This is a genomic window from Pseudomonas sp. GT1P32 (assembly GCF_054897805.1).
The window spans coordinates 2,990,160-3,005,940 of the sequence record NZ_CM142704.1 but is presented as its reverse complement, the minus strand read 5'-3'; the positions used below and the strand labels follow the sequence as shown (position 1 = coordinate 3,005,940).

Genomic DNA, 15,781 nt, shown 5'->3' with positions numbered 1-15,781 from the left:
CAAAAGGAATGCGCCATGACCCAGGGCCTGGCTGATATGCGTCGCGACTACACCCGAGACGGCCTGACCGAGGCACAAGCCCCGGCCGAGCCGTTCGCGCTGTTCCATCAGTGGTTTGCCGACGCGGTGAAAACCGAGCAGCCGCCGGTGGAAGCCAACGCCATGACCCTGGCCACCGTCGACAAGGACGGTCGGCCGCATTGCCGCATTTTGCTGCTCAAGGGCCTGGACGCGCAGGGCTTTACGTTCTTCACCAACTACGACAGCGCCAAGGGCCAGCATCTGGCCGCGAACCCGTTCGCGGCCATGACGTTTTTCTGGCCGGCCCTCGAGCGTCAGGTCCGTGTAGAAGGTCGGGTGGTGAAGGTCACGCCTGAGGAGTCCGATGCCTACTTCCAGGTTCGGCCGCTGGGCAGTCGCCTTGGCGCCTGGGCTTCACCGCAAAGCCGCGTGATCGCCGATCGCGCCGAGCTGGAAGCGTTGCTCAAGAACACCGAGCAACGTTTCAGCGATACGCAGCCTCATTGCCCTGAGCACTGGGGCGGTTATCGTTTGCTGCCTGAGCGCATCGAATTCTGGCAGGGCCGTTCGAGCCGCCTGCACGATCGCCTCAACTATCGTTTGCAAGGCGCCGACTGGATTCTTGAACGTCTGGCGCCCTGAGTAGTCTACCGACCGGGATAACCTGCCGCAGCGGCCTCCAGCCACTGCGGCAGGTCCCGACGCTTGATTTTCTGCGCGTGAGCGTTCGCCAGTTGCTGGAGCATGTAGGCTCTTTTCTGCTCATCGCTCCCCGCCAGGGCTAGCGCCAGATCGCGGTCCATCCATCGTTTGATCCGTACGTACAACCACCCATGGAAGTACAGGCCGGCTACAGTGGTAACGACAATGATGAAGTAATCCATGAAAATCCTTGAGGCAGCGGCGCAGATCTCGTCATTTGCCGCTACTGTTTGCTGAGGTCGTGGAGGTCCCTGTACCGGACCTGAATCAAACCAATATTGTCGGGGCGGCGTCGTGACACGCGTCAAGCTGCGGAGTTTAATGGTTACCTGTCTTTTGGAGTTGATGCTATGCGTAAGTCTGTTCTGCTTGTTGCTTCCTTTTCCACGATGGCGATGTTGCTCACTGGCTGCCAATCGAGCCTGACCGGTGACTCCTACTCCCGTGACGAAGCGCGTCGTGTGCAGACCGTTCGCATGGGCACCATCGAATCCCTGCGTCCGGTTAAAATCGAAGGCACCAAGACCCCGATCGGCGGCCTAGCCGGCGCGGCGGTCGGTGGTGTTGGCGGCAGCAGCGTCGGCGGTGGTAAAGGCAGCATCGTCGCTGCAGTCATCGGCGCCGTGGCTGGCGGGCTGATCGGCTCGGCCACTGAAGAAGGCCTGACCCGCACCCAAGGTGTGGAAATCACTGTTCGTGAAGACGACGGCAGCATGCGTGCCTATGTGCAGCAGGTTCAGGAGAATGAAGTGTTCCGTGTGGGTGAGCGGGTGCGGATTGCTACTGTAGATGGTACGAGCCGCGTTACGCACTAAGCGGGAACGAAGGGTAAAAGAAAACCCCGATCAGGTGACTGGTCGGGGTTTTTTTTGAGACGGGGTTTTGGATGGGGGGCATATCCGTTTCTGCGGTAACGGCTTCCACTGGTTTCGCCCTTACGGCGAGTCACTTGGAAAAGCGCCAAGTAACCAAGCGCTTTTGCCCCTTTCGTTCGGTGGCTCGCTAATGCTCGCCATGCCCTCGCTCCGGTCCTGCTCCGGTCCTGCTCCGTGGGCCCGCCGCGATCGGCCATCCCTGGCCGGGCGCGGCTAACCCGGCATCCATGCCGGGTTGCCCACTGCGCAGAACCTGCGCTCGGCCTCTCGAGGGGGCGTGTACTTCAAAAGCCAGATCAAAAGCTGAAGGCGAGCTAACGCTCGGCCTGATGAGTGGTGAAAATCAAAGGCTGTACGCCAATCCCCTGTAGGAGCTGGCTTGCCGGCGATAGCGGTGGGTCAGTCGACATGGTTATTGTCTGAACAGACGCCAATTCTGTGTTGTTCTCGAAGGCCGCTACGGGGTAAGTGATGCTATTCGAGGCACACCAATTGAACTATGTGGTTCCTGTTGTCCAGGTTCGTACCAGTCCAGTTTTGTAGTGTTTCCACCTGTTCTGGAGACAGGTCGTAGCAGTCGAACCCTTCCTCGGGTTTGAGCCAGTTCATCAGCTGTCTTAGTTCTTCGCTGCGATTGGCGGGTATTTCCACACTCTGAAGCAACTCTTCGGTCTGTTTTTCGAAGATTTCTAAGACATGTCTCATTTTTCTACGCTCCTTTTTGGGTCGGCAGGCTTTGTTTGCTCTCCGGTCAGCGGGTCATATTCCCTAAGGTGCTTGCCTTGTTTGGTGTACAACTCGACCTTGCCGTGCTGAGAGTCCCATTCATAAATTCTCCCGGAGCTATCTTTCCACCGTCGGCGTTTGCTGCCGCCCCCTCTTACATAAGTTTTCGATGGCTCAGATTTTAGATCGGGGAATGCTGCGAGTGAGTCGGGAGCAGTGTGGAATTTGTGATCACCAGGAACGCTGTAAACAATGTAAACCGGCTTTACCCCCGACCCCACCGGAAAAACAAGAATGAAATCCTTGTAATCAGGCGGATGCACCGGATCGACGATGATGCTGTCAGCCTGTTTCGTCGGCGGATAAACCCAGATGTGCGGCGCTTGCGGGGCGGCTTCCAGTTTGGGGATGCCGAGGATGTCGGAGCCATCCACAGCTGGAGTCCAGATCAGCTCGACGCCTTCGCCTAGATCGGCTACCTGCTGATTGCCGCGCAACGTAAATTGCACGACATCCACCATCTCCCAGTCACGATTCTTGCCAGTGTAGAAACCGTAGCCCTTGAGACTGCCATCAGCCTGTTGCTCGACTCGCAGGCGAACTCGGGTGCGAGCCTGTTTCAGGGCGCGCAGTTGGTCTTCGGTATAAAGCGCGCCATCGCCCAGGCTTGGCGTCCAGAACAGTGCGGCCAGGCCGGCCAGTGCGGTGGCCCCGGCAGCGCCGAGTGTTACAGTTGGAGCGGCGAGCGCCGGGGTGCGGAGGGCTAGTCGGCCGATGCCGAGTGAGAGAGTAGTGCCGCTGATGGTTTCAAGATTCAGCAGTCCCGCATCATCTGTTTTCCGAGCGCCGAGCCAGGCGATTTCTCCGTAGTCCTTGAGGCTGTCGGTTGGCACCATGCCCGAGGGGTTCGAGTAATCGATGATGGTATCGGGCAGGTTGCACGACTTTGCGAAGACGCATCCGGCTTGTACAGGCCTCTGTTTTTCTGCCAGGAACTGACGACCACGCTCGAAGGCATCCTGCCTGGCGAGCATGGCGTCGTAAGCGTTTTGTCGGGCGTCCCGTTCGGCCAACTCGGTGGCTGTCATGAAACGGTGGGTGACGTGATGACCGTCGCCGGACGGTGGGTTTTTAACCCTGGGGATTTCCTTGTTGCCAGCCACTGATCTTCCTTGCGTTCGCACGTCGACAGCCCTCAAGAAAGGGGCTGTGCGACGTTAGCGAACGAGGCAAATCGTGGCTGTAGGACGCGTCTCGAATGATGCTAGGAGTTGTCTCTATTGATCAGGATGAGAGCACGGTCTGCTTGCGACTCGCCGCCGCCGTCACCGCATATCCAATCAACGCTGCCAATATCGACCCGGTCAAAATCCCCATCCGGTCCATCCCGGCGTACTCACTGACGCCCGGTTCAAACGCCAGGGAACCGACAAACAAGCTCATGGTGAAACCAATCCCGCAGAGGATCGCAACCCCCAGCACCTGGCCCCAATTGGCGCCTTGGGGCAGGGCGGCGATGCCGGTTTTTACCGCGAGCCAGGTCAGGCCGAACACGCCAAGCGTCTTGCCCAGCAGCAGGCCGATTGCGATGCCCATCGGCACGTGATGGGTGAAGCTTTCGACGGTCACGCCGCTCAGGGACAGGCCGGCGTTGGCGAAGGCGAACAGCGGCAGGATGCCATAGGCGACCCACGGGTGCAGGGCGTGTTCCAGCGTCAGCAGCGGCGACGGCTCGGCGTTTTTGGTGCGCAGCGGAATGCAGAAGGCCAGGGTTACGCCGGCCAGCGTGGCGTGGACACCGCTTTTGAGTACGCATACCCACAGGATCAAACCGATGATCATGTACGGCCCGAGCTTGACCACGCCGAGCCGGTTCATCGCGATCAGCGCGACGATGCAGGCCGCGGCCAACGCCAGGGACAAGGTCGACAGTGCGCCGGAATAGAAGATCGCAATGACGATGATCGCGCCGAGGTCGTCGATGATCGCCAGGGTCATGAGGAACAGTTTCAGCGACACCGGCACACGCTTGCCCAGCAGGGCGAGGACGCCGAGGGCGAAGGCGATGTCAGTCGCCATCGGAATGGCCCAGCCACCGAGTGCAGCGGGATTGTCACGGTTGAAGAACCAGTAGACCAACGCCGGCACGACCATGCCGCCAATCGCCGCAGCGCCGGGCAGGACCACCTGTGAAGGCTTCGACAGCTGACCGTCGAGGACTTCGCGCTTTACTTCCAGGCCGATCAGCAGGAAGAACAGGGCCATCAGGCCGTCGTTGATCCACAGCAGTGCCGGTTTGGCGATTTGCAATGCGCCGACCTGAGCCACCACCGGGGTGTCCAGAAAGCTGCTGTAGAGCCACGACAACGGGGAGTTGTTGATGATCAAAGCCAGGGCTGCTGCGGCGATCAACAACAGACCGCTGGCAGCTTCCAACTGAAAGAAACGCGTGAAAGTGCTACGCAGAGGCAAGGTCGCTCTCCATCGAATAATCAAAAAGGTGGCACACCCTAACCCGTACCGTTAGTTGTTAAAACAAAAGTTATATTCTTTTTTGTTATATGCCGTTACAACGCGAAAGGCGGCACGGACCTGAGCCTAGCAGTTGCCGGACGTATTGAAGCTCAGCTGTACCTGTGCGCGATGTCGGATTTTTCCTAAGCTTGTGGGCTGAGCCTTGTGCCAAGGCCGACTCAACGAGAAAACCATCATGAGCGACAACCGACAGTGGGCCCGCGAAGCCATCCGGATCATCGAAGCGGACTTCCAGCGCAGCGCCGACACCCACCTGATCCCCTTGCAGCTGCCGGGGTTGCCGGGCATCGAGTTGTATTTCAAGGATGAGTCGAGCCATCCCACCGGCAGCCTGAAACATCGCCTGGCACGTTCGTTGTTCCTCTACGCGCTGTGTAACGGCTGGCTTAAACCCGGCGCGCCAGTGATCGAAGCGTCCAGCGGTTCGACGGCGATTTCCGAGGCGTACTTCGCCCGTTTGCTCGGCTTGCCGTTTATTGCAGTGATGCCGGCCACCACCTCAAAAGAGAAGATCGCGCAGATCGCGTTCTACGGTGGCAAGAGCCATCTGGTGGACGACCCGACTCAGATCTATGCCGAATCCGAGCGCCTGGCGCGCGAGCACGACGGCCACTTCATCGATCAGTTCACCTACGCCGAACGCGCCACCGACTGGCGGGCGAACAACAACATCGCCGAATCGATCTTCCATCAGATGCGTTTTGAACAGCACCCGGAGCCGAGCTGGCTGATTTCCAGCCCCGGCACCGGCGGCACCACGGCGACCCTCGGGCGATACGTGCGTTATCGCCAGCATTGCACCCGCGTGCTGTGCGCCGATGCCGAGCGCTCGGTGTTTTTTGATTACTACCTGACTGGCGATGCCAGTCTTCGCCTGGATCACGGTTCGCGGATCGAAGGCATTGGTCGGCCACGGGTCGAGGCATCGTTTCTGCCAAAGGTGATCGATGCGATGGTCAAGGTGCCGGACGATCTGTCACTGGCGGCCATGCATTACCTGGCGCAGCGGTTGGGACGTCGGGTGGGCGGGTCGAGCGGGACCAATCTGATTGGCGCGTTGATGGCGGCGCAACAGATGGTGGCGGCGGGGGAAACGGGGTCGATCGTGGCGATTCTGTGCGATGGCGGCGAGCGCTATGAGACCAGTTATTACGATCAGGCCTGGCTCAAGGCGCAGGGGTATGAGTTGAGTGGGTTGATGGCGGCGGTGGCAGCGAGTGTCGAGCGCGGCGAGCCGCTGCCAGCAACCGTGCTGCGCGCAAACATCTAACCCGGCCCTTGTAGGAGCGAGGCTTGCCCGCGAAGAAGTTGACACGGTCTGTCTGAAAGACCGCGTTATCGTTCTTCGCGGGCAAGCCTCGCTCCTACAAGTTATTCGTCGTTCCCAGCGTTCCTAATCAGGCCTCTAGGCCGAGGATGTCGCGAGCCACGGCTTCGGCGATGCGAATCCCGTCGACACCCGCCGACAGAATCCCCCCCGCATAACCCGCGCCTTCACCTGCCGGGAACAAGCCCTTGACGTTCAGGCTCTGCATCGACTCATTACGGGTGATCCGCAACGGCGACGATGTGCGCGTCTCGATTCCGGTCAACACCGCGTCATGCAGCGAGTAGCCGCGAATCTGCTTCTCGAACGCCGGCAAGGCTTCGCGAATGGCTTCGATGGCGAATGCCGGCAAGGCCAGCGCCAAATCACCCAGCGCAACACCGGGCTTGTAGGACGGTTCAACGCTGCCCAGCTCGGTGGACGGTTTGCCGGCGATGAAATCGCCAACCAACTGTGCCGGCGCTTCGTAGTTGCTGCCACCCAGCACAAAGGCGTGGGATTCCAGGCGTTCCTGCAACTCGATACCGGCCAGCGGACCGCCCGGATAATCGACTTCCGGGGTGATCCCGACGACGATCCCGGAGTTGGCGTTGCGCTCATTACGCGAGTATTGGCTCATGCCGTTGGTCACGACGCGATTCGGCTCGGAGGTCGCCGCGACCACTGTGCCGCCCGGGCACATGCAGAAGCTGTAGACCGAGCGACCGTTCTTGGCGTGGTGCACCAGTTTGTAGTCGGCGGCACCCAGTTTCGGGTGGCCGGCGTACTTGCCCAGGCGCGCGCGGTCGATCAGCGACTGCGGGTGTTCGATACGGAAACCCACCGAAAACGGCTTGGCTTCCATAAACACGCCACGACCGTGGAGCATGCGGAAGGTGTCGCGGGCGCTGTGGCCGAGGGCCAGGATCACGTGCTTCGAATGGATCTGTTCGCCGCCGTTGAGCTCGACGCCAACCAATTGACCGTCCTCGATCAGCACGTCGGTGACGCGCTGCTGGAAGCGTACTTCGCCGCCCAGTGCACGGATCTGCTCACGCATGTTTTCCACAACACCCGTCAGACGGAACGTACCGATGTGCGGTTTGCTGACGTAGAGGATTTCTTCCGGCGCGCCGGCCTTTACGAACTCATGCAGGACTTTGCGCCCGATGAATTTCGGGTCCTTGATCTGGCTGTAGAGCTTGCCATCGGAGAAAGTCCCCGCGCCGCCTTCACCAAATTGCACGTTGGACTCGGGGTTGAGCACGCTTTTACGCCACAGGCCCCAGGTGTCCTTGGTGCGCTGGCGCACTTCGGTGCCGCGCTCGAGGATGATCGGCTTGAAGCCCATTTGCGCGAGCAGCAGCCCGGCGAAAATCCCGCACGGTCCGAAACCTACGACAACCGGGCGTTGCTGCAGATCGGCCGGCGCCTGGCCGACCACTTTGTAGCTGACATCCGGCGCCACGTTGACGTTACGGTCATCGGCGAACTTGTGCAGCAACGCCGCCTCATCCTTCGCCGTGAGGTCGATGGTGTAGATGAAGCACAGTTCGGAGGATTTTTTACGCGCATCGTAGCTGCGCTTGAACAAGGTGAAATCGAGCAGGTCATCACTGGCGATGCCCAGGCGCTGCACGATGGCAGGGCGCAGGTCTTCTTCGGGATGGTCGATCGGCAGCTTGAGTTCAGTGATTCGTAACATGACGGGATCCGGTTCGCGGGGCGCACAACTGCGCCAAGGCGTTTGAAGGCGGCGATTATAAGCCCCAAAAGCCGAGTCCCGTGAGGCTTAAACGATCAGTCGTCGCGCGATCCGCCGAAATACCCGCAACCACGTTGAACCTGGCCGTCAATGCGCAGTTCGGCGCTCATGTGTTGAACACTGCCGGTGCTGCTGTCGACGCAACGTTGCGGCGCGACCCACAGTTCGATGTGCTGGTTATTGGCTTCGGTGCTGAGGTTGAAGCGGCCATCGCCCAGTTGCTCTTCAACATAAGGTACAGCCAGGGGCGGTTGACCCGCACGGTCGATGACCATGCCTTTGCCACTGACCTTGACGTTCCACTCGGGCCCGTGGCCGGCGGCGCGCAGGATCAACGGTTTGAAATTCGGATCGCTGCAGGCGGTGCCCGAGCGCTCGACGCGGTAGAGCTGCTCCAGATCGAGGCGGTTGTCGACGATCCGCCCGCGAACGTCGGCGAACAGCTTGCCCTGCGCATCGGCGAGGCTTGCGGCCTCTTGCAGGACGCTGGTGCCGCCGGTGTCGTTGACCACGAAACTGCGCTGCTCATTGCACGGCTGGAACAACAGCTTGCCGTCGGCCGCCGTCAACTGACCCTGCATTCGGGTCTGGCCCACGTGGGAGGCACTTTCACGCGGGCCATCGAACAACTGACAGGCAGCGAACAGTGGAAGCACGGCAACAAGGACTAAGGAACGGGCAACACGCATCTTTGGCTCTCCAGACAAGTGCCGCCACGTTACGCAGCCTGACCGTTCATCACAACCCCGCCGAGGTGTGTTGGTCCACCTGTAGGAGCACAGCTTGCTGGCGAAGGCGATCTTACGGACGCCTTCGCCGGCAAGCCGTGCTCCTACGGATTGTGTTGTTCAGCCGACGTGAAAGGTCTGACCGGTTTGCAGGCCTTCTACGCTTTTGGCGTAGGCCAGTGCCACATCGACAGCCGGAACCGGTTTGAAACCGCGGAAGTACGGCGCGTATTTGCCCATGGCTTCAACCAGGACATTCGGGCTCACCGAGTTCACCCGCAGGCCGCGCGGCAGCTCGATCGCGGCGGCACGCACGAAGCTGTCGATGGCACCGTTGACCAGTGCGGCCGAAGCACCGCTGCGGATCGGGTCGTGGCTGAGCACGCCGGTGGTGAAGGTGAACGATGCGCCGTCATTGGCGAATTCGCGGCCGATCAGCAGCAGGTTGACCTGGCCCATGAGCTTGTCGTTCAGGCCGAGGGTAAAACTGTCGGCGGTCATTTCGTCCAGTGGCGCGAAGGTCACGTTGCCCGCCGCGCAAACCAGTGCGTCGAACTTGCCGGTCTGTTCGAACAGTTTGCGAATCGAGGCGCTGTCGCTGATATCCACTTGGAAGTCACCGCTGTTGCGACCGATGCGGATGACTTCGTGACGCTCGGACAACTCCTTGTCGATCGCCGAACCGATGGTGCCGCCTGCGCCAATCAAAAGAATTTTCATGTTGTTGATCCTCATGTGTGTTGAAAGTGGCTTCAGTCTAGAGTGGTTTTTTCTGTGGATAAGCGCGCTAATAGGCAACCTTTGGTTTTCTAATGGAAACAATCCATGAGCGAGATGGATGATCTGGCGGCGTTTGCGGTGTTGATCGAAGCGGGCAGTTTCACCTTGGCGGCGCAACAACTGGGTTGCAGCAAAGGCCAGTTGTCCAAGCGCATCAGCCTGTTGGAGACGCGGTTTTCCGTGGTGCTGCTGCAACGCACCACCCGCCGCTTGAGCCTGACGGCGGCGGGGGCGGCGCTGTTGCCGCAAGCCCAAGAGCTGGTGGTGCAAGTGGAACGGGCGCGTCAGGCATTGGCGCGGTTGAAGGACGATATGGCAGGGCCGGTGCGTATGACGGTTCCGGTATCGTTGGGAGAAACCTTCTTCGATGGCTTGCTGCTGGAGTTTTCCCACAAATACCCGCAGGTGCAGATCGAGCTCGACCTCAGCAACAATTACCGTGACTTGTCCCGCGACGGTTTTGATCTGGCGGTTCGCTCCGACGTCGGCAATGACGAGCGTCTGGTAGCGCGACCGCTGTTGGCCTGGCACGAACTGACCTGCGCCAGCCCGGCTTACCTTGAGCAACACGGCGAACCGCTGACCCCACAGTCCCTGGCTGAGCACCAATGTTTGCTCAACAGCCACTACAGCGGCCGCGAAGAATGGCTGTATCACCAGCAGCACGAATTATTGCGGGTGCGTGTGTCGGGACCGTTCGCCAGCAATCATTACAGCCTGCTCAAAAAAGCCGCGCTGGCGGGCGCCGGCATTGCGCGTCTGCCGTCCTACCTGTTGCAGGCGGAATTGGCTGACGGCCGTTTGCGTTGGCTCCTGCGCGATTATCAGACGCGTCGCATGCCGATGTATTTGGTGCATCCGTATCAGGGTGGGTTGCCCAAGCGCACTCAGGTGCTGGCGGATTACTTGATTGGCTGGTTCAAGCGCAGTGGGGAGGCGTTGGATCGGCTGTGAGCCATCACACGGTCCCTGTAGGAGCCGGCTTGCCGGCGATCGCGGTTTAACATTCTACAGAGAGGTTGACTGATACTCCGCTATCGCCGGCAAGCCGGCTCCTACAGGGGTTATTCATTGTTCTCGGGATTGTGCCGGGCACAAAAAAACGGCCCGAAGGCCGTTTTTTGTTTACCACGAAGGCTTAACCACCGAGGTACGCTTCGCGCACTTTCGGGTCGGTCAGCAGTGCTTCACCGGTGCCTTGCATCACCACGCGGCCGTTCTCAAGAACGTACGCGCGGTCAGCGATTTTCAGCGCCTGGTTGGCGTTCTGCTCGACCAGGAACACCGTCACGCCATCCTTGCGCAGCTGTTCGATGATGTCGAAGATCTGCTGGATGATGATCGGCGCCAGACCCAGCGAAGGCTCGTCGAGCAGCAGCAGCTTGGGCTTGCTCATCAGCGCACGGCCGATGGCGAGCATTTGCTGTTCGCCGCCGGACATGGTACCGCCGCGCTGATTGAAACGCTCTTTCAGGCGTGGGAAAAGTCCGAGGACCTTGTCCATCTGTTCCTGGTAATCGCCCTTATCAGTGAAAAATCCACCCATGGAAAGGTTTTCTTCCACGGTCAGGCGAGCAAACACCCGACGACCTTCCGGCACGACGGCAATGCTCTTGCGCATGATCTGCGACGAACTCTGGCCGACGAGCTCTTCGCCCATGTAGCGGATGCTGCCGCTGTGGGCTTGCGGCGAACCGCAGAGGGTCATCAGCAGGGTCGATTTGCCGGCGCCGTTGGCACCGATCAGGGTCACGATCTCGCCCTGACGGACTTCGACGTTGACGCTGTGCAGCGCCTGGATCTTGCCGTAGAAGGTGGAAACGTTTTCGAATTGCAGCATTTACGCTTCCCCCAGGTAGGCTTTGATCACTTCAGGATTGTCGCGGATCTGTTCCGGCGTACCGTCGGCCAGAGGCGTGCCCTGGTTGATCACGACGATGTGGTCGGAAATGCTCATGACCAGTTTCATGTCATGTTCGATCAGCAGCACGGTGACGTTGTGCTCTTCACGCAGCATGCTGATCAGCGCCTTGAGATCCTCGGTTTCCTTCGGGTTCAGGCCGGCAGCCGGTTCGTCGAGCATGAGGATCCGCGGGCGGGTCATCATGCAGCGGGCGATTTCCAGACGACGTTGCTGACCGTAGGCCAGGGTGCCGGCCGGACGGTTGGCGAACGCCTTGAGGTTGACCTTGTCCAGCCAGTACTCGGCGAACTCCATGGCTTCGCGTTCGCTTTTGCGGAAGCCCGGGGTCTTGAACAGGCCCGCCAGGAAGTTGGTGTTCAGGTGACGGTGCTGGGCGATCAAGAGGTTCTCGACCGCCGTCATGTCCTTGAACAACCGCACGTTCTGGAAGGTGCGCACCACGCCTTTGAGGGCGATCTTGTGGCCGGGCAGGCCTTCGATCGGCTCGCCGTCCAGCATGATGCTGCCGCCGCTCGGCTTGTAGAAACCGGTCAGGCAGTTGAACACGGTGGTCTTGCCGGCGCCGTTGGGGCCGATCAGTGCCACGACCTGTTTCTCTTTCACGCTCAGGGCTACGCCATTGACGGCCAGCAAGCCGCCGAAGCGCATGCTCAGATTTTCGACTTTAAGGATCTCGCGGCTCATTTGCGCAGCTCCATGTGAGGACGTTGCATGGGCAGCAGACCTTGAGGACGCCAGATCATCATCAGCACCATCAAGGCGCCGAACATCAACATGCGGTATTCACTGAACTCACGCATCATTTCCGGCAACAGGATCATCACCGTGGCGGCGAGTACGACGCCCAGTTGCGAGCCCATGCCACCCAGCACCACGATGGCGAGGATGGTCGCCGACTCGATGAAGGTGAAGGACTCCGGTGTCACCAGGCCCTGACGCGCGGCGAAGAAGCTGCCGGCGAAACCGGCGAAGCATGCGCCGAGGGTGAAGGCCGAGAGCTTGATGATCGTCGGGTTCAGACCCAGCGCACGGCAGGCGATTTCGTCTTCACGCAACGCTTCCCAGGCGCGGCCCAGAGGCATGCGCAGCAAGCGGTTGATGACGAAAAGGGCGAACAGCGACAACAACACCGCGATCAGGTAAAGGAAGATCACCTTGTTGATCGAGTTGTATTCCAGGCCGAAGTACTCGTGGAACGTCTGCAGTCCCTCTGCGGCCGTTTTATCGAAGGTCAGTCCGAAAAGCGTTGGCTTGGGAATGTTGCTGATGCCGTTCGGGCCACCGGTGAGGTCGGTCAGGTTACGCAGGAACAGACGGATGATTTCACCGAAGCCCAGGGTCACGATCGCCAGATAGTCACCGCGCAGACGCAGGACCGGGAAACCGAGCAGGAAGCCGAAAGTGGCCGCCATCAGGCCGGCGATCGGCAGGCAGATCCAGAAGCTCAAGCCGTAGTAGTGCGACAGCAGCGCGTAGCTGTAGGCGCCGACGGCATAGAAACCGACGTAACCGAGGTCGAGCAGGCCAGCCAGGCCGACCACGATGTTCAGGCCCAGGCCAAGCATCACGTAGATCAGCACCAGTGTGGCGATATCCACCGCACCGCGAGAACCGAAGAACGGCCAGACCAGCGCACCGATGATCAACGCGATGATGATCCAGCGCTGAGTGGTCGGCAGGGTCAGGAAAGTACTGGCCTTGGCCGGCATCACCGGCATGTTCGGCGAGGATTTCCAGGCCGAGCTGATCTGCTGGTCGAACAGCACCCGCAGGAACATCAGTACCGAGCACACGGCGATAGTGATCAGCGTTGCAGTGCTGGTGCCATGGACTTCGAGGTTGATGCCGACAATGGTCAGCTTCAGACCGAGTACCGGGTAGGCAACAGCCCACACCAGCAAGGCGCTGAACAACGCCTGTTTAAGATTCCTAGTCATACTTTTTCAACCTCCGGACGGCCCAACAGGCCGGTAGGCCGGAACAACAACACCAGAACCAATAGGCCGAACGCCACGACGTCCTTGTACTGGTCGCCGAAGATATCGGCACCGAAGGCTTCCGCCACCCCAAGCACGATCCCGCCAAGCATGGCGCCGGGGATGCTGCCGATACCGCCCAGTACCGCTGCGGTGAAGGCCTTGAGGCCGACCAGGAAACCGGCGTTCGGGTTGATCACGCCGTATTGCATGCTCAGCAGCACGGCCGCGATGGCCGCCAGTGCGGCACCGATGACGAAGGTCAGGGCGATGATGTTGTTGGTGTTGATACCCAGCAGGTTGGCCATCTTGATGTCTTCGGCACAGGCGCGGCAGGCGCGACCCAGGCGAGAGCGGGAGATGAACAGTGTCAGGCCGAGCATGGCGATCAGGGTCACCACGAACACCACGATTTGCATGTAGGAAATCAGCACTTCGTGTGCGCCACCTGGCCCGATGGCGAAGTTGCCGGGGATCAGGTTGGGGATGGATTTGTCCTTGGAGTCTTGCGCCAGCAGAACCGTGTTCTGCAGGAAAATCGACATGCCGATGGCGGAAATCAGCGGGATCAGACGGTTGCTGCCGCGCAAGGGGCGGTAGGCGATCCGTTCGATGCTGTAACCGTAGGCACTGGTCACGACGATGGTCGCGAGGAAAGCGGCGGTCATCAACAGCGGAACACTGTCGAGTCCCATCATGGACAGGCCCGCAATGGCGATGAACGCCACGTAGGAACCGATCATGTACACCTCGCCGTGGGCGAAGTTGATCATTCCAATGATGCCGTAAACCATCGTATAGCCGATGGCGATCAGGGCATACGTGCTGCCAATGGTCAGACCATTAACCAGCTGTTGGAAGAAGTGATAGATGTCAGGCATTACAGCGCTCCTAAAAACCTGATACGCATTTCACTGGTGGAGTCATTTTCCCGCTCGAGCCCCGTGGATCTGCATCCACTTCGAACGCGAGGTTTGCCAGCGAACCGCTGATGACGGTTTTGAGATTTTCAGGTGGGGAGACTGGCGGATCACGCCAGCGCGGCCCAATACGTTCGTAAAACAAAGCCCACGGCACGCCGTGGGCTTTATTGGCAGTCAGTCAGGCAACGCCTTACTGAGGCTTGGCTTCAGTTTTTGGTTTGCCGAAGTGCCACTCGTAAACCACAAATTTGAAGTCTTTCAGGTCGCCCTTGGCGTCGAAGCTCAGGTCGCCAGTCGGGGTTTTGAAAGTGCCGGCGTGGATGGCAGCAGCCACTTTGGCAGCGTCTTCGGACTTGGCAGCCTTGATACCTTCAGCGATCACTTCCACAGCCGAGTAGGCCGGGAATACGAACGGACCGCTCGGGTCTTCTTTCTTCGCTTTGAACGCGTCAGCCAGAGCAACGTTGGCTGGATCCTGGTCGAAGGATTTCGGCAGGGTTACCAGCAGACCTTCGGAAGCGTCCTTGGCGATCTGCGAAATCGAGTCGTTACCCACGCCTTCCGGACCCATGAACTTGGCTTTCAGGCCTTTTTCCTGGGATTGACGCAGGATCAGACCCAGCTCCGGGTGGTAGCCGCCGTAGTAGACGAAGTCGACGTTGGCTTGCTTGAGCTTGGAGATCATCGAAGAGAAGTCTTTGTCGCCGGCGTTGATGCCTTCGAACACGGCAACCTTGACGCCTTTGCCTTCCAGGGTTTTCTTCACGGCGGTGGCGATGCCTTCACCGTATTGCTGTTTGTCGTGCAGGACAGCAACGATTTTCGGTTTTACGTGATCGGCGATGTAGTTACCGGCGGCAGGGCCCTGGGCGCTGTCCAGACCGATGGTGCGGAACACCATTTTGTAACCACGAGCGGTGATGTCCGGGCTGGTGGCAGCCGGGGTGATCATGATCACGCCTTCGTCTTCGTAGATGTCCGAAGCCGGTTGAGTGGAGCTGGAGCACAGGTGACCGACTACGAACTTGACGCCGTCGTTGACGACCTTGTTCGCGACAGCCACAGCTTGTTTTGGATCACAGGCGTCATCGTATTCAACGGCTTCGAGTTTCTTGCCGTCTACGCCGCCCTTGGCGTTGATCTGTTCGATGGCCATTTTGGCGCCACTGAACTGCATGTCGCCGTATTGGGCTACAGGACCGGTTTTAGGGCCGGCGATGCCGATCTTGATGGTGTCAGCTGCGAACGAATGGCTGGCAACCCCGGCCAGAACCATAGCGGCAAACAGTTTGGAAATCTGCTTAGTAGCCTTAGTCATAGTGCTCCACTCTTACTGTTGTAGTTTTTATAGTCCTGGCGCCGTAGCAGCAGAACCGGGTCAGATATCTTCGAATATCCTCCGGAAAATGCCCCCGGCAACTGTACCGGTACAGTGTAGAGCGCCGATTGTCAGCCTGGGAAGGCAGCGCCGGGGGGCAAAACCTGAGGGTGTCGCTTTTTTGAAAGAAAAAGACAGAATT

At 59.6% G+C, this 15,781-nt stretch carries 16 protein-coding genes; 4 read left to right on the top strand and 12 right to left on the bottom strand.

Features of this window, described 5'->3' with window-relative positions:
• Positions 1–15 precede the first annotated feature (15 nt).
• Complete coding sequence (pdxH, locus tag ACYZUC_RS13795) at positions 16–663, top strand: pyridoxamine 5'-phosphate oxidase (protein ID WP_461996335.1); 648 nt, start codon at positions 16–18, stop codon at positions 661–663.
• Between the two features lie 5 nt (positions 664–668).
• Here pdxH and ACYZUC_RS13790 read toward each other — a convergent pair whose 3' ends face one another.
• Positions 669–905 (bottom strand): hypothetical protein, encoded by a 237-nt coding sequence (locus ACYZUC_RS13790; RefSeq protein ID WP_461996334.1) that lies wholly within the window; start codon positions 903–905, stop codon positions 669–671.
• Positions 906–1,073: 168 nt separating this feature from the next.
• On the opposite strand from ACYZUC_RS13790, the gene ACYZUC_RS13785 reads away from it, so the two are divergent.
• The gene (locus ACYZUC_RS13785) at positions 1,074–1,538 is read left to right on the top strand and encodes an outer membrane lipoprotein (protein ID WP_461996332.1); all 465 of its coding nucleotides are present in this window, start codon (positions 1,074–1,076) and stop codon (positions 1,536–1,538) included.
• Between the two features lie 534 nt (positions 1,539–2,072).
• On the opposite strand, the gene ACYZUC_RS13780 is transcribed toward ACYZUC_RS13785, so the two are convergent.
• The 3 genes from ACYZUC_RS13780 to nhaA all read right to left on the bottom strand — a co-directional run bounded on the left by ACYZUC_RS13780 (position 2,073) and on the right by nhaA (position 4,796).
• On the bottom strand, positions 2,073–2,303 hold the full coding sequence (locus ACYZUC_RS13780) for a DUF7683 domain-containing protein (RefSeq protein WP_461996330.1): 231 nt from the start codon (positions 2,301–2,303) through the stop codon (positions 2,073–2,075).
• Entirely contained in the window at positions 2,300–3,487 is a 1,188-nt protein-coding gene (locus ACYZUC_RS13775) for a colicin E3/pyocin S6 family cytotoxin (RefSeq protein WP_461996329.1), read from the bottom strand. Before ACYZUC_RS13775 ends, ACYZUC_RS13780 begins: the two co-directional genes overlap by 4 nt.
• Positions 3,488–3,608: 121 nt before the next feature.
• Positions 3,609–4,796, bottom strand: a complete 1,188-nt coding sequence (gene nhaA / locus ACYZUC_RS13770; RefSeq protein WP_223481690.1) for a Na+/H+ antiporter NhaA — start codon at positions 4,794–4,796, stop codon at positions 3,609–3,611.
• 235 nt (positions 4,797–5,031) lie between these two features.
• Here nhaA and ACYZUC_RS13765 point away from each other — a divergent pair, with 235 nt between their 5' ends.
• Entirely contained in the window at positions 5,032–6,129 is a 1,098-nt protein-coding gene (locus tag ACYZUC_RS13765) for a PLP-dependent cysteine synthase family protein (RefSeq protein WP_461996710.1), read from the top strand.
• 127 nt (positions 6,130–6,256) lie between these two features.
• Here the strand turns inward: ACYZUC_RS13765 and ACYZUC_RS13760 are convergent, their stop codons facing one another.
• The 3 genes from ACYZUC_RS13760 to ACYZUC_RS13750 all read right to left on the bottom strand — a co-directional run bounded on the left by ACYZUC_RS13760 (position 6,257) and on the right by ACYZUC_RS13750 (position 9,378).
• Entirely contained in the window at positions 6,257–7,870 is a 1,614-nt protein-coding gene (locus ACYZUC_RS13760; protein ID WP_192228637.1) for an NAD(P)/FAD-dependent oxidoreductase, read from the bottom strand.
• A 95-nt stretch (positions 7,871–7,965) separates the two neighbouring features.
• On the bottom strand, positions 7,966–8,619 hold the full coding sequence (locus ACYZUC_RS13755) for a COG3650 family protein (protein WP_461996326.1): 654 nt from the start codon (positions 8,617–8,619) through the stop codon (positions 7,966–7,968).
• A 159-nt stretch (positions 8,620–8,778) separates the two neighbouring features.
• Positions 8,779–9,378: a short chain dehydrogenase gene (locus tag ACYZUC_RS13750; RefSeq protein WP_192417963.1), complete on the bottom strand. Its 600-nt coding sequence runs from the start codon at positions 9,376–9,378 to the stop codon at positions 8,779–8,781.
• Positions 9,379–9,483: 105 nt separating this feature from the next.
• On the opposite strand from ACYZUC_RS13750, the gene ACYZUC_RS13745 reads away from it, so the two are divergent.
• Positions 9,484–10,392 carry a LysR family transcriptional regulator gene (locus tag ACYZUC_RS13745; protein ID WP_461996324.1) on the top strand — a complete coding sequence of 303 codons (909 nt, stop codon included), beginning with the start codon at positions 9,484–9,486 and terminating at the stop codon, positions 10,390–10,392.
• Between the two features lie 184 nt (positions 10,393–10,576).
• Here the strand turns inward: ACYZUC_RS13745 and ACYZUC_RS13740 are convergent, their stop codons facing one another.
• The 5 genes from ACYZUC_RS13740 to ACYZUC_RS13720 form a co-directional block, all read right to left on the bottom strand.
• Positions 10,577–11,278 carry an ABC transporter ATP-binding protein gene (locus ACYZUC_RS13740; protein WP_461996322.1) on the bottom strand — a complete coding sequence of 234 codons (702 nt, stop codon included), beginning with the start codon at positions 11,276–11,278 and terminating at the stop codon, positions 10,577–10,579.
• Positions 11,279–12,046: a high-affinity branched-chain amino acid ABC transporter ATP-binding protein LivG gene (livG, locus tag ACYZUC_RS13735; protein WP_008034380.1), complete on the bottom strand. Its 768-nt coding sequence runs from the start codon at positions 12,044–12,046 to the stop codon at positions 11,279–11,281.
• Complete coding sequence (locus tag ACYZUC_RS13730) at positions 12,043–13,299, bottom strand: high-affinity branched-chain amino acid ABC transporter permease LivM (protein ID WP_461996320.1); 1,257 nt, start codon at positions 13,297–13,299, stop codon at positions 12,043–12,045. Before ACYZUC_RS13730 ends, livG begins: the two co-directional genes overlap by 4 nt.
• The gene (gene livH, locus ACYZUC_RS13725) at positions 13,296–14,219 is read right to left on the bottom strand and encodes a high-affinity branched-chain amino acid ABC transporter permease LivH (RefSeq protein WP_008034378.1); all 924 of its coding nucleotides are present in this window, start codon (positions 14,217–14,219) and stop codon (positions 13,296–13,298) included. The genes ACYZUC_RS13730 and livH overlap by 4 nt, the downstream gene beginning before the upstream one ends.
• Positions 14,220–14,451: 232 nt before the next feature.
• Positions 14,452–15,579 carry a branched-chain amino acid ABC transporter substrate-binding protein gene (locus ACYZUC_RS13720; protein WP_461996318.1) on the bottom strand — a complete coding sequence of 376 codons (1,128 nt, stop codon included), beginning with the start codon at positions 15,577–15,579 and terminating at the stop codon, positions 14,452–14,454.
• Positions 15,580–15,781: the final 202 nt, after the last annotated feature.

What these genes read in the sequence shown, in the direction of transcription:
- pdxH (WP_461996335.1), top strand. Translation starts at nt 16, where the DNA reads ATGACCCAGGGCCTGGCTGATATGCGTCGCGACTACACCCGAGACGGC.
- ACYZUC_RS13790 (WP_461996334.1), bottom strand. Translation starts at nt 905, where the DNA reads ATGGATTACTTCATCATTGTCGTTACCACTGTAGCCGGCCTGTACTTC.
- ACYZUC_RS13785 (WP_461996332.1), top strand. Translation starts at nt 1,074, where the DNA reads ATGCGTAAGTCTGTTCTGCTTGTTGCTTCCTTTTCCACGATGGCGATG.
- ACYZUC_RS13780 (WP_461996330.1), bottom strand. Translation starts at nt 2,303, where the DNA reads ATGAGACATGTCTTAGAAATCTTCGAAAAACAGACCGAAGAGTTGCTT.
- ACYZUC_RS13760 (WP_192228637.1), bottom strand. Translation starts at nt 7,870, where the DNA reads ATGTTACGAATCACTGAACTCAAGCTGCCGATCGACCATCCCGAAGAA.
- ACYZUC_RS13755 (WP_461996326.1), bottom strand. Translation starts at nt 8,619, where the DNA reads ATGCGTGTTGCCCGTTCCTTAGTCCTTGTTGCCGTGCTTCCACTGTTC.
- ACYZUC_RS13750 (WP_192417963.1), bottom strand. Translation starts at nt 9,378, where the DNA reads ATGAAAATTCTTTTGATTGGCGCAGGCGGCACCATCGGTTCGGCGATC.
- ACYZUC_RS13745 (WP_461996324.1), top strand. Translation starts at nt 9,484, where the DNA reads ATGAGCGAGATGGATGATCTGGCGGCGTTTGCGGTGTTGATCGAAGCG.
- ACYZUC_RS13740 (WP_461996322.1), bottom strand. Translation starts at nt 11,278, where the DNA reads ATGCTGCAATTCGAAAACGTTTCCACCTTCTACGGCAAGATCCAGGCG.
- livG (WP_008034380.1), bottom strand. Translation starts at nt 12,046, where the DNA reads ATGAGCCGCGAGATCCTTAAAGTCGAAAATCTGAGCATGCGCTTCGGC.
- ACYZUC_RS13730 (WP_461996320.1), bottom strand. Translation starts at nt 13,299, where the DNA reads ATGACTAGGAATCTTAAACAGGCGTTGTTCAGCGCCTTGCTGGTGTGG.
- livH (WP_008034378.1), bottom strand. Translation starts at nt 14,219, where the DNA reads ATGCCTGACATCTATCACTTCTTCCAACAGCTGGTTAATGGTCTGACC.
- ACYZUC_RS13720 (WP_461996318.1), bottom strand. Translation starts at nt 15,579, where the DNA reads ATGACTAAGGCTACTAAGCAGATTTCCAAACTGTTTGCCGCTATGGTT.